This is a genomic window from Anaeroplasma sp. (assembly GCF_034179385.1).
Lineage (GTDB): Bacteria > Bacillota_I > Bacilli_A > Acholeplasmatales > Anaeroplasmataceae > Anaeroplasma.
Window position 1 is genome coordinate 68,938 of sequence record NZ_JAXFPY010000119.1, and the last position, 13,032, is coordinate 81,969.

At 33.0% G+C, this 13,032-nt stretch carries 11 protein-coding genes; all 11 read right to left on the bottom strand.

The features are described from left to right. Nucleotides 1-13 precede the first annotated feature (13 nt). The 11 genes from hypB to SPJ17_RS08255 all read right to left on the bottom strand — a co-directional run bounded on the left by hypB (nt 14) and on the right by SPJ17_RS08255 (nt 12,932). Nucleotides 14-697 (bottom strand): hydrogenase nickel incorporation protein HypB, encoded by a 684-nt coding sequence (gene hypB, locus SPJ17_RS08205; RefSeq protein WP_321094614.1) that lies wholly within the window; start codon nt 695-697, stop codon nt 14-16. A 72-nt stretch (nt 698-769) separates the two neighbouring features. Further along, on the bottom strand, nt 770-2,131 hold the full coding sequence (locus tag SPJ17_RS08210; protein WP_321094616.1) for a glycosyltransferase family 2 protein: 1,362 nt from the start codon (nt 2,129-2,131) through the stop codon (nt 770-772). Between the two features lie 16 nt (nt 2,132-2,147). Beyond that, nucleotides 2,148-3,314 (bottom strand): hypothetical protein, encoded by a 1,167-nt coding sequence (locus SPJ17_RS08215; RefSeq protein ID WP_321094618.1) that lies wholly within the window; start codon nt 3,312-3,314, stop codon nt 2,148-2,150. Between the two features lie 144 nt (nt 3,315-3,458). Next, on the bottom strand, nt 3,459-5,066 hold the full coding sequence (locus SPJ17_RS08220) for a hypothetical protein (RefSeq protein ID WP_321094620.1): 1,608 nt from the start codon (nt 5,064-5,066) through the stop codon (nt 3,459-3,461). Then, nucleotides 5,059-5,784 carry an ABC transporter ATP-binding protein gene (locus SPJ17_RS08225; protein WP_321094622.1) on the bottom strand — a complete coding sequence of 242 codons (726 nt, stop codon included), beginning with the start codon at nt 5,782-5,784 and terminating at the stop codon, nt 5,059-5,061. Before SPJ17_RS08225 ends, SPJ17_RS08220 begins: the two co-directional genes overlap by 8 nt. A 101-nt stretch (nt 5,785-5,885) precedes the next feature. Continuing rightward, nucleotides 5,886-6,599 (bottom strand): YegP family protein, encoded by a 714-nt coding sequence (locus tag SPJ17_RS08230; protein ID WP_321094624.1) that lies wholly within the window; start codon nt 6,597-6,599, stop codon nt 5,886-5,888. Between the two features lie 119 nt (nt 6,600-6,718). Next, nucleotides 6,719-8,578: a YgiQ family radical SAM protein gene (locus SPJ17_RS08235; protein ID WP_321094626.1), complete on the bottom strand. Its 1,860-nt coding sequence runs from the start codon at nt 8,576-8,578 to the stop codon at nt 6,719-6,721. A gap of 51 nt (nt 8,579-8,629) precedes the next feature. Continuing rightward, nucleotides 8,630-9,736, bottom strand: coding sequence for an Ldh family oxidoreductase (locus SPJ17_RS08240; protein ID WP_321094628.1), 1,107 nt, complete (start codon nt 9,734-9,736; stop codon nt 8,630-8,632). A gap of 93 nt (nt 9,737-9,829) precedes the next feature. Further along, nucleotides 9,830-10,381 (bottom strand): flavin reductase, encoded by a 552-nt coding sequence (locus tag SPJ17_RS08245; protein WP_321094629.1) that lies wholly within the window; start codon nt 10,379-10,381, stop codon nt 9,830-9,832. Between the two features lie 26 nt (nt 10,382-10,407). Then, nucleotides 10,408-11,181 carry a lysoplasmalogenase family protein gene (locus tag SPJ17_RS08250; RefSeq protein ID WP_321094631.1) on the bottom strand — a complete coding sequence of 258 codons (774 nt, stop codon included), beginning with the start codon at nt 11,179-11,181 and terminating at the stop codon, nt 10,408-10,410. Between the two features lie 83 nt (nt 11,182-11,264). Next, nucleotides 11,265-12,932 (bottom strand): Na/Pi cotransporter family protein, encoded by a 1,668-nt coding sequence (locus tag SPJ17_RS08255; protein ID WP_321094633.1) that lies wholly within the window; start codon nt 12,930-12,932, stop codon nt 11,265-11,267. Nucleotides 12,933-13,032: the final 100 nt, after the last annotated feature.

Here is a 13,032-nt window from a genome sequence, read left to right on the forward strand (position 1 = left end):
TAATAAGAAAGATTTAAATGCCTTTCTTATTTTTCTTTAATTGTTCTATTTCCTCTTCTATATATTTTGCAAGTAAATCCATACCCTCCATAGTCTTTGCTGAGATCGTAAAGAATATAGCCTTAGGATTTAAGGATAGGATTCTTTCCTTTGCAAGATTTATATCAAAATTAAAATAAGGTAATGTATCTATCTTAGAGAAGATAATTACATCGGATACTGTAAACATTAGAGGATATTTTAATGGCTTATCATCCCCCTCTGGGATAGATAAAATCATATAATTTTTATGTGCTCCTGTATCAAATTCTGCAGGACAAACTAAATTACCAATATTTTCTAGAATTAACAAATCGAAACATTCGGTATTATATTCCATCAAAGCTCTTTTTGTCATATCGGCATCAATATGGCATAATCCTCCATTATGAATCTGTAAGGATGGAATACCGGTTTCTTTTGCCACCTTAGCTGAATCTAAATCTGATTCAATGTCTACATCCATTTCTCCTATTTTATATTTTTTCATAAGTAGTGGAATGAGTTTCGTTAAAAGGGTAGTCTTTCCAGATCCTGGAGATGACATAATATTCATAAAATAACATCCCTTATCCCTTAATTTTCTTCTTGTTTCCTCTGCAGTTTTATTATTATCTGAAAATACATCCTCATTAATTTCAATTGTTTTAACGTTCATGATTTATACCTCACTTTCATTATAGCAAAATATAGAGAAAATGGCTATATCCACAAGATATAGCCATAAATATTAATTCTTTCTTTTCTCATCTAGAGAATGAATGGTTGTAGCATCTGCATGTGGAATAACCTTCCATCCTAAGCCCTTAGAGCACATTGCAACAAAATCGATTGGGAATTGTAGCATTAAGAATAAAGGCCATACTAAGGAAATTAATACCTTCATTCCGAAGCTTACATGGAAAATTCTCTTTCTGCATACAATAAATACGATTACAGCAAGTAATACCATACCGATATAGGATCCAACAAAACTTCGGATTGCGCCCCAAGCAACTCCTTGATTGAATAGGATATTATACCACCACTCATGGGCCTCAAAATCACCAAGTAGTACACTCATAAAATCAATACCAAACAATGGTGAGAATGCAAGTAGGATATATTGTAAAATACCAATAAAACCTAAAACTAAACAGAATGGTAAGCAGTTCATTAAAATATCCCAAATGCTCATTTTATGCTTCTTATGAGGACTGAATAAGGCCTTAATTAGATCACCAACACGAGATAATAATACAAGTAAATGTCCTCTTGACCAACGAACTCTTTGGCGCCACATTACCTTAAAACTTGTAGGCTGCTCATCATAGAAGATTGCCTCATCACAGTAACGAATCTTATTGTTGGATAATATTTGGTCTGCAGAAAACTCCCAATCCTCAGTTAAGGTTACATAAGGCCAACCATTCTCAACAATCTTTGAAGAAATTACATAGCCACAGCCTGCAATTCTTGTTGAGCATCCGCAAACGTTTCTACCTCTGAATTCGCAAACACAGCCCAAGGAGAAATACATACCATATAAGCCTGAAATTACATTAGAGCCGAAATTCTTTGAATTACGGAAGGATGCAACAACATATTTATGATCATAATATTCAAAGGCATCATTCATCTTTGTGAAATAATTCTTTTCAACAATATTATCCGCATTGAAAATAAAGAAGCCATCATAGCTTTGTGTACCGTAATCCTCTTCAATACGACCAAATAGATGACGGAATGCATAACCCATAGTACATTCATTTGGATTGTTATATTCATAAACAGAAACCTGAGCGAAGCCTTCCTTTGCTAAAGCTCTTGCAACCTCTGCTGTTTTATCTGTACAGTTATGAGCAATAACAAAAATATGAAGCTTATCCTGTGGATAATCTGTTTTATGGATACTTTCAATTAAATTACCTACAACAAGCTCTTCATTTCTTGCTGGAATAATAATACCATATTTGTTTTTGATATCTGTTTTGGGATACTTCTTATAAGCAAATACACCTATAATACCGAAGACGATAAAATGAAGCATCATTAATGCATATACTCCAAATATTATAGAAAATACTAAATTAACAATTTCTACGTAATTCATAATATACCTCTTTCGTTTACTCTCCTTGTTCTTCTAAAACCTTCGGGAATCTCTTGACAATTTCTTCCCAAAGTAAATCTGCCGTAGCCTCAGCTCCATAGGAGGAATGATGGTCCTTTGCAGCTTTAATATATGGGACTAAAATCGTTGGGTCCTTCACATATTTTTTTATAAGCTTAACTACCCTAGATGGATTAAATTCCTTAATTGCACAATGAACATAATCTATATAATAATTTCCAATATTCGTCTCAATCTTTGTGGAAGTACCTGTAATGATGGATGGAACCCCAAAGAATGTAGGCTCTGCAATCATATTTCCTGCCTTACCGCAGAATAAATCCGATGCAACCATATATTCAAAAATATTGGTAATAAAGCCTTGTGGTAGGAAAGTTATTTCCTCTGTTGGCTTTAAGGATTTAAAATATTCATAAAGCTCTTGGTTCTTTCCACAAACAGGAATAACCGTTACAGGAACATGTTCTTTAATGAGCTTTGTGACTATTTTTTTCATCGCACCTCTACCATATCCACCCTCAGCCAATACTACAGTAAATTTATCTGGTAGATTCAATTTCTTTCTAGCTTGAGCCTTATCATCCTTAATTAAGAATGCATCATTTCTTATACAGAATGGTACAAGCTTTAAATTCGATGAATCATAGGTTGTATCTCTTTTGGCCTCAGTATATCCTGTTTCCATAGAAACTAAGGATAAATCGGCTGGGTATTTAAACAATTTATTTAATAATGCATCTGGACAATACATTACCGTAAATGGCTTTGGATTCATCAATTCGGCATAATAATTGGTTGCCCAGTGCGTAGAAAATACTACATCAGGGTGAAAGGATTGAAGGAATTCAATACCTTTTTTATAAGACCCTGGAACCTGAACTTTCAAGGTTCCCCAAGTGGATAAATCAGTGCCCCAAAATTCACAGGAAAAGGTTGCAAAATGTCCAAGAAGTGGATGTGCTGTATAATTTCTTACCTGTGTCTTTAAAAATTCACCATATTTCTTTAGTTTTTGATCCTCTGCATCAGAGTAAAAATTAATATTAATGACCTCTACTTTTGATCCGTATTTCTTACTAAATATTTCCTCAACAGCATTACAGGTCATAATGTGTCCAAATCCCGCTTCAACACGAGGGAACATAACTTTAATTTTTGCCATTAAGCATCACCTGCTAATATTTTATAGTTACTCTAGCTTATTATACCAATTATAAGCAAAAAAGGAAAGCAAAAGTTTCTTTATTGAAATTATGATACGAATTGCAGAAAAAATCACTAACCCTAAATGGATTAGTGACTTTGTTTAATAGTTCTTTATAATTCTATCGAATAGGGAAGTTCCCTTCTTCTTTAGTAGGAGTGCTGAGGCAAGAATTGCAACCAGATAAAGTATTGTAATGACACCTAAAGAAACATAATGCATAAATTCATACTCTAAACCAAATATTGAAGAAGTTAAATGAATTCCAAAAACAATCAAAGATGGAAGCATTACAAATAATATCAATAAATTACTTGCTGCTGAATTCTTTAAAACCTGAGATTCATTTTCATAATCTAGCTTTGGCCATCTTAAGCCTGTTAGCATACCAACAATAGAAAGTAAGATACCAGCAAACTGAGGATATAAAAATACAGGAATAATGTAATATGGTAAATAATAACCCTTTAGTATAAGTACTATTGTAATAATCGTAGACACAGATACATTCATAATGGCTTGTAAATAAATACCAATCTTAAGCTTTGCTTTAATGATTGCGCTTGAATCAATTGGATAGCATCTTAGCATTTCATATCCGTATTTTCCTTCAAAGGAAATACTCGATGAGGTTGGCGTTGCAATAGAATTCATTAAAATTCCCATAGCAGGAACTAAGCATACAAAAACATATGGCAAGGATTCAGGAATCTCTTCTCCCCCTACGAATAGATTCGGCATTAAAATAAAGACCATTGCCATGATTAAAAAGAATATTTCTCCTAGAATAGAATTTAAGATGTATTGTGGTTTTCTAGATAGCATATTCCATTCTTTTTTCAATAAAAGATGATCTAATTTAAGATTGGAATCCTTATTCTTATTCTTAAGCTTATCATAATCTATATGTCCGTTATTACTCTTTAACCAAGTATTTACTGGTCTATAGATCAAAGAAATTAAAACAATTACAATGGCTACCGCGGCTAAATTGAATAGGACATAATAAAGTATTTCTATATATACTCCTGAAATACTATGTGATAGCCATGATAGAAAAATTACACTTTCCATTACCGTATTTAATTTATCTGCACCTGCATAACTTATATACATGTATCCGCCAAATAATACAGTAATAAATATTAAGCTTGTAATTATATTAATTAAATTAGAATGCTTACTTTTCGAAGAAATTAATGCAGATAAAGATCCAATAATTGCAGATATTAAAATAGGAACAAAGCTAATGAATATAGCTCCAACAAAGGACATAACTGCATTAAGTGGTGCACCACCATTAATGAAATAAATAAGGATTGCAGGAAGTATTAATGCTATATCCTCAGATAGATTAATTAAATATGTTGCAAATAGCTTAGATGCAATAATCGTAGGCTTACTTAAGGGTAAGCTTTCTAGAAATTCATAATCCTTAGTGTTAAATATAATGGATTGTAGCTGAAATATAGATATAACTAAATTTAGCATAAATGCAAACATTAAAATAACACCCAAGAACGTCTCAACTGGTAGTCCTGCTTCCTTCATTTGCTCTGAAAATACAAAGGATAGGGATATAGAGATCAACATAAATAAAGCTAAGGTGAGTAGGAAAAGCTTAAATGCATTTTTTTGATTTTTCTTTTTCTTATTTACATTGAAGCCAGATAAAAAGAATACCTTGGTTAATGTAAAGAAATTATTCATTTGTCGTTGCCTCTTTTTCATCAAATATTTCTAAGAATACATTCTCCAAGGAATTATCCTTAATAACATCTTCCATAGTACCTGATGCAACAAGTTTTCCCTTGTTAATAATTGCAACCTTATTGCATAGCTTTTCTGCAACCTCAAGTACGTGTGTTGAGAAGAAAATCGTATTTCCAGCCTCTGTGTAGGATTTCATCTTTTCCTTAAGTATATGAGTAGCCTTTGGATCTAATCCTACAAATGGTTCATCTAATACTAGAATCTTTGGATGATGTAGGAATGCAGCAAGTAAAACTATTTTTTGCTTCATGCCGTGAGAATAGGAACTAACTAAATCCCCTAAAGCATTATAGATTCCTAATTCTTTAGCAAAGTCTTCCATTTCCTTTTCATCAAATGGTGTGCCATAAATCGATAAGATAAATTTAATATAATCGATTCCCTTCATAAATGCATATACCTCAGGATTATCTGGTACATAGGCCATTTCCTTTTTAATTTCTACTGGATTTGATTTTATATTCTTCCCATCAACTAAAATCTCACCCTCTTCAAATGGTAAAATACCCATTAAAGCCTTAATAGTAGTCGATTTACCAGCACCATTTAATCCAACAAAGGCACAAAGGTCTCCATCAGAAATCGTCAAGGATAAATCATCTACTGCTTTAGTACCCTTAACATAGGATTTTGAAAAATTTTTAATTTCAATCATATGTCTATACCTCTTTTCGCTAAAATTATATAATAATTTATGTCCCATTTCTATAGGAATCGCATGAAAAGAAAAAGGCCTATTCCAAGGCCTAATATCTATTATTCTACTACCTTTGCATCACGAGCGAATTTTAATACAGATTTTGCAGCACTAATAGCCATATCTTTTGTCTTATAGGTTTCACCTGTCATAACTAAACGTAACTGCTTAGAATATAGCTTAAAGAATGCTTGTTTACGCTTATCGATAAAAATATAGAAACTACCTTCGTAAACATTCTTACGGAAATTCTCCATTGCATCTCTTGCAGACTTTTCTGATAGATATGCTTGAGAGGTGCATAATACCTGTCCATTGTTTGCTTTAAGCTGATAATAATAATCCTTATCTTCGTTAAGAATTAAGAATTTACCATTGGAAGATGGGGAAATAGAATCTTCCATAACCTGTACATCATAGTGATCATCTGAATTGGTTTGGTCCTCATCAACAATCTTATCCGTTAATGCAAATTTCTGGAAAGAGCCTGCAGCTCTTTCTGCATCCTTTTGTGTTTTATAATTTGCACTTTGTGCAAGTGGTCTACCTTGCTGTGTAATTAATCGGAAGCACCATGCACCTTTCTTGTCCTTTTCGTAATCAAGTTTTAAATTATCAATGTTCTTCTTTAGTGTATCAATTCCACCTAAGCATGCTTTTCTATCCTTATATGCTTCACTAATGATCAATGCTTGACCATTACTTGCATATAGACGATATTTATAAAAGAATCCACCTTCATTAAAAATAACATATTTTCCAATTGCTGCCATATGATTTTCCTTCCTTCTTTAGTTTTATAAAATGTAACCTTTATATTATTATAAACCTTTTATATTAAAAATATAACAGGAAAAATATATTTTTATTAAACAATATGAAAAGAGTTAAACTATTTTGTTTTTTTATTCCCTGTTTTTGTCTCCCTACCCTTACGTGGGGGTATATATCCTACCTTAGATCCTCTAGGCTTAATTAAGCACTTTTTATCAAATCCTATTAAGTCTTGACGCCCTGCTTTTGTTAATGCCTCATAAACTAAATCATAGTTTTGTGGAAGCTTATATTGCATTAAGGCACGCTGCATAGCCTTTTCGTGAGGGTTCTTTGGTACATATACCTTATCTCCTCTAAATGGATCTATTCCTGTATAATACATACATGTAGATGCTGTACCTGGAGTTGGGTAAAAGTCCTGTACTTGTTCAGGCATATGGCCTGAATCTCTTAAGTATTCCGCAAGCTCTATTGCACTATTTAATGTAGAACCAGGATGAGAGGACATTAAATATGGAACTAAATATTGGTCCATCCCAAATTTATGATTTAAATTCTCATATCGGTTTACAAATTCGTCATATAAGCCGCGAGATGGCTTACCCATTCTTACTAATACCTCATCTGCAACATGCTCTGGTGCCACCTTTAGCTGTCCTGAAATATGATATTTGATTAATTCTTCGAAGAATTCAGGGTTTTTATCATACATAATATAATCATATCGTAAGCCACTTCTTACGAAGACCTTTTTAATTCCAGGAAGCTTTCTTGCTTCCTTTAAAATATCTAAATATTCTGTATGATCTACTTCTAGATTCTTGCATGGATTATAGCCAATACATTCTCTTGTTGTACATACACCATGCTTTAATTGTTTACCGCAGGCAGGTCTATAGAAATTTGCAGTAGGTCCACCGATATCATGGATATATCCTTTAAAATCCTTATCCTTAGAAATCGCCTTAATTTCATCTAAAATGGATTCTTTGCTTCTCGATTGAATAATCCTACCCTGATGCATTGTAAGTGCGCAAAAATGACATCCTCCATAGCATCCTCTATTCGATATAACGGAGAATTTTACCTCATCAATTGCAGGGACATGTCCTTTTGCCTCAATTAATGGATGACATGCTCTCATATAGGGTAAGGAATAGGTTGCATCCATTTCCTCCTGAGATAATGGGAACTCAGGTGGATTTTGTACGACATATACATTCTTATAAGGTTCGATTAAGGCCTTGCCTGTAAAGGCATCTGTATTCTGATATTGCATTTGGAAGGATTTAACATAATTCATTTTATCCGCTAAAACCTCATCATAGGAAGGAAGCCATATAGCATCCTCTGGCAATAAGTCCTTATCCTTTGTTTTCCACACAGAATTTCTTATATAAATAATATCCTTAATATCAAGACCAGAATCTAGTGCATCTGCAACCTGAACGATAGTCTTTTCACCCATACCATATAAAAGTAGGTCTGCATGAGAATCAAGTAATACACTTCTTCTTACAGAATCATCCCAATAATCATAATGATTTAATCTTCTTAGGGAAGCTTCAATTCCACCACAAACAACGGGTACATCTGGATATAATTCTTTTAATTTAGAGCAATATCGGATCAATGCTCTATCCGGTCTTTTGCCCATTTCTCCATTTGGAGTATAATAATCCTTTTTTCTTCTTTTTTTGGAAACAGAATAATGATCTACCATTGAATCAATATTACCAGCACAAACCAAGAAGGCAAGTCTAGGTCTTCCAAATAGCTTAAATGGCTTATCATCATGAATATCTGGTTGAGATACAATACATACCTTATAACCAAAATTTTCTAATACTCTAGAAATAATAGCAGGTCCAAAGGATGGATGATCAATATAAGCATCTCCAATGATATATACAAAATCTGGTTGTTCCCAACCATATTCTTTCATTTCTTCTAAAGTTATAGGTAAAAAAGGCATAAAGCCCATCCCCTTTCATGTATAATTTTTAAAAGCGGGAAGCCCCGCTTTTTATTCCCAAGGGAATTTATATTTAAGTCCTAAGGAATCTCTTACTGCGCTCATTTCCTTTTGTACTGGTTCAGAAATAGGTACACCTTTATCTTTTCTTTCCTGCCATACATTATATTCCTTTTCTCCAGCAGTATAAATATGTTCTTGACCAGGCTGTTTTTGAGAAGCTCGAATGCTTCTTAAAATATCTCCTGTTTTCTTTCTACATAAATCCTCTCCTAAGAAATGATTTGTATCAATTGCAATAAAGAAATGACCTAAATGATATGGAGATTTATTACCATCCTTATCCTTACCATTTAAATCTTTGCCATATAATCCGTCTTGCAATACTGCAGATAATAACTCAACAGCAACAGCATAGCCATAGCCCTTATATCCACCTAAAGCCTCACCAATACCACCTAGGGTAGTCAGTGCAGCCTCGCCACTTCGAATCTTCTTAAGTGCAATACCTGCATCACCTAAAACAGGCTTACCATCATTTCCAATAATTGTTCCCTCGTGTACATCCTCGCCAATTCTTTCATAATATTCAATCTTACCATTTTGTGTGATGGATGTAGCACAATCTAAAATAAAATCAAATGGCTCATCGGATGGAATACCAATCGTAAGTGGGTTTGTACCAAACATACCCTCAACACCAAAGGTAGGTGCAACACTTGGCCTTGCGTTTGTACCTGTAATACCAATACAGCCCTGGCTTGTTGCTTGCGTTGCATAGTATCCAGCAATACCATAGTGGCAGGAATTTCTTACAACAACCATGCCCATACCATATTTTTTTGCTTTATCTATCGCCATCTGCATGCTTCTTTTACCGATGACCTGACCCATTCCATCATGTCCATCCACAACTGCAGTACATTCTGTTTCTTTTATTATTTCAAAATTCGTTACAGGATTTTGGATTCCTGCAACTATTCTATCAATATAAATCGGCTTAAATCGATTACATCCATGAGATTCAATGCCTCTTTTATCACTTTCTAGTAATACCTCTGTACAGATTTTTGCATCCTCAAAAGGCACACCATATCCTACAAATGCATCTGTAATAAAATTATTTGCGGTTTCCCAATCTAACCATACCTTGCCCATAAAAAGCCTCCTTGTTATATATATTTATCATATATGATAAAGGAGCAAAAATCAATAAAGAAAGAAAAGCTATACTTTCGTATAGCCCAATAATTACATTTTTTCCTTACCAATACAAAATGCCTGACCTAAAGCCTCACCAAGCGCTAAATAGTCATGATGAATTGGATCGAAGGTAATTGGAGTAAATTTATCTAAATCAGGAAGTCCATCTGGTCCTAAAAATTTTTCATCAGAAGATACATTAATAATTTTTCCTACCATTACTTCATTTTGATAAGAATATAATTCACACTCTAGTGTTATAGGTAATTCTTCTATAATAGGTGCATTTACAAATTCACTTCTAATTTGATGGAATCCACTTTTCTTAAATTTATCCTTATCCTTTAAACCAGATACAATCCCAACATAATCACATGCAGCCATATATTCCTTTGTACCAATAGCTACTGTGAAGGCTTTTGTTTTTAGTATGTTTTCTGTAGTTTTATGATGGCTCATCGCAATAGATATTTTATCTGTATCCGTAATGCCACCCCAAGCGGCATTCATCAAATTTGGATTACCATTCTCATCGTAGCTTCCAATAATGAAAACAGGCATTGGATATAAATACTGCTTAACACCAAAATTCTTTCTCATTTTTTATATTCCTCCTTACATAAATTTTATAAAAATAATATTGCAATTGCAATTAAAAACTGTGCAGCATAATACGTTATATGATTCATAATAATCATAAATCTTGATTCCGGATTCATAAATCCTTTTTTCTCATAATCCTCTTTTTTAGAAAAGTAGGTAATCGATAAAATCAAATCGGAAACAATGAATAAAATAGAACCAATAAGTATCAACAAGTTTGCCTTTGTATAAGAAAATGAAATCTTAAATATTGATAGAAAAACAAAGCTCGCAAGTAATATGCCATATAAAATGGATGGAATGAAGAATTTTCTAAAATCCATTTTCATTACTTTTATGGATATTATAAATATAAAAGACATGAAGAGTGTGGCACCTAGAGTAGAAAATATCAGATATATCCATTCTATTGGGGTATAGACCATTAAGGCAAGGATATAAAATATATGCCCAATACCAAAGGATGACATTCCTGTAATCATTAGAATATCATAATCATTTTCTAAGCATAAAAATCTCATATTTAAGGTTTTAAAATAGATTTTAAAATCGAGTAGAATATCTCCAACCATTCCAAAAATCAAGCCTAAAATCATAAAGATTAAAGCTAAAAGCTTACTGTTATCTATAGGATTATTTCCTATATTTTCGTATAAGGAAAATAGAGCGGTAAGCAAAAAGAATAGACTAGTTAATGCCTTTAGGGCAATCGCAACAATAGAGCTTTTCTTATCTCTTTTAAATAAAAACATACCTAAGGATACTGCACCAAGTCCTAAAAATATATATGGGATCATAAAAATCCCTCCAATCGTATCTATCTAATTCCATTATATCATGAGAAATTTGATTTTGAAAAGAAAAAAGCTTCCTTAGAAGCTTATTCCCAATAGAAATTATAATTATCTGTTCTTTCGTTTTGATTACCTGTTGGGTCTTGAATAGAATAACCTATATTAACTAAGTGATCACCAACTCTTTCAAGTCCAGAAATAATGGATGTGAAATAACCACCTAACTCCATTGTACAGTTTTCTTGTGCAAGTCTTTCAAAGTGAGAAATCGATAATTGATGCTTTAAATCATCTGTCTTAGCTTCAAGATCGGATAACTCCTTTAAATCGACATCTATGGATGTATCAAATGTTTTAATTGCAATCGCAAACATTTGCTCAACCGTATCAAACATCGTCTTTAATTCTGCTTCTGCCACACTAGAGAATTTTATACCCTTTTCGTGCATATGCTGTGCATCCTTAAGTAGATTTTCTGCATGGTCACCAATACGTTCAATATCGTTAATTACATGGTAATAAGAACCAACCTGCTCAAGGTTAGAACCAGTTACTAAAGGAGATAGCTTAATTAAGAAGTCTGTAACCTCAGCATTGATGTAGTCGATTGCATTTTCTCTCTTTTCAATCTCTAGATCATATTTACCTTCCTGGTTACATACCTCATAGAATCCCTTTTCAAGGTTTTCCTTAGCTAAATTCGCCATATTTTCAATTTCCTTTTTAACCTGCATAACAGCGATAGCTGGAGTACGTAGCTCACGACGGTCGATAAATTTTAATGTGTGCGCTAGCTCATTTGGCTTATCTGGAACAACATGCTCAATGAATTTAACTAAATATTTTGTAAATGGTAATAAAATCAAAGTTGTTACAACATTAAATATAACGTGGAACACAGCAATTTGAAATTCTTTATTCCAACCAGTATTTTTTAATAACTCCTGAATTTGATCTGTAAAAATCCAAACTATTATTGTAAATAGAGCCGAACCAATTAGATTAAAAATCAAATGCATAAAGCCGGTTCTTTTCGCATTTGTAGATGAACCTATAATTGCAAGCAAAGATGTAAAACAAGTACCAACGTTCGCACCAATAATTACGAATAATGCGTCCCCCATAGTCATAGCACCAGATCCTGCCATCATGATAACTAAGCCAGTCATAGCAGATGAGGATTGCATTAATGCAGTTAATAAAATACCAAATAATACTAATAATAATGGAAAATCTAATGCTTGGAATAAATTCATAAAAGCATTTAATACTTCTTCATTATCGAAGGCCTGACCAACAAGCTTTAAACCTATAAATAATAAACCTAAGCCCGCAAGTATACCACCAATATTATGAATCCTATCATTTTTCTTAACAAAGGTCATCATAATACCTATGAATGCTAAAACAGATGCATATAATGAAATATTTAAGCTTTCTAAGGAAACTAATAATCCGGTAACGGTTGTACCGATATTTGCACCCATAATTATTGAAGTTGCTTGGGCAAGAGTCATAGCACCAGCATTAACAAAACCGATAGCCATGACTGTAGTTGCAGCACTCGACTGTATTAATGCTGTAACACCAGCACCAATTCCGACACCAGCAAATCGGTTATTTGTGATTTTACCTATTAGCTTTTTCATGCCAGGACCTGCAACCTTTTGTAAGGCATCAGACATCATATTCATACCTATGACGAATACACCAACACCTGCAAGTAAAGCTAATATACTTTGGAATATTTGCATAAGATCTTCATCCTTTCTTCTTATAATCATTGTAACATAGATGCTTTTGAAAATAATGTACAATTTTGGTGAAATCCTATTGTAAACGTTTCAATAGAAT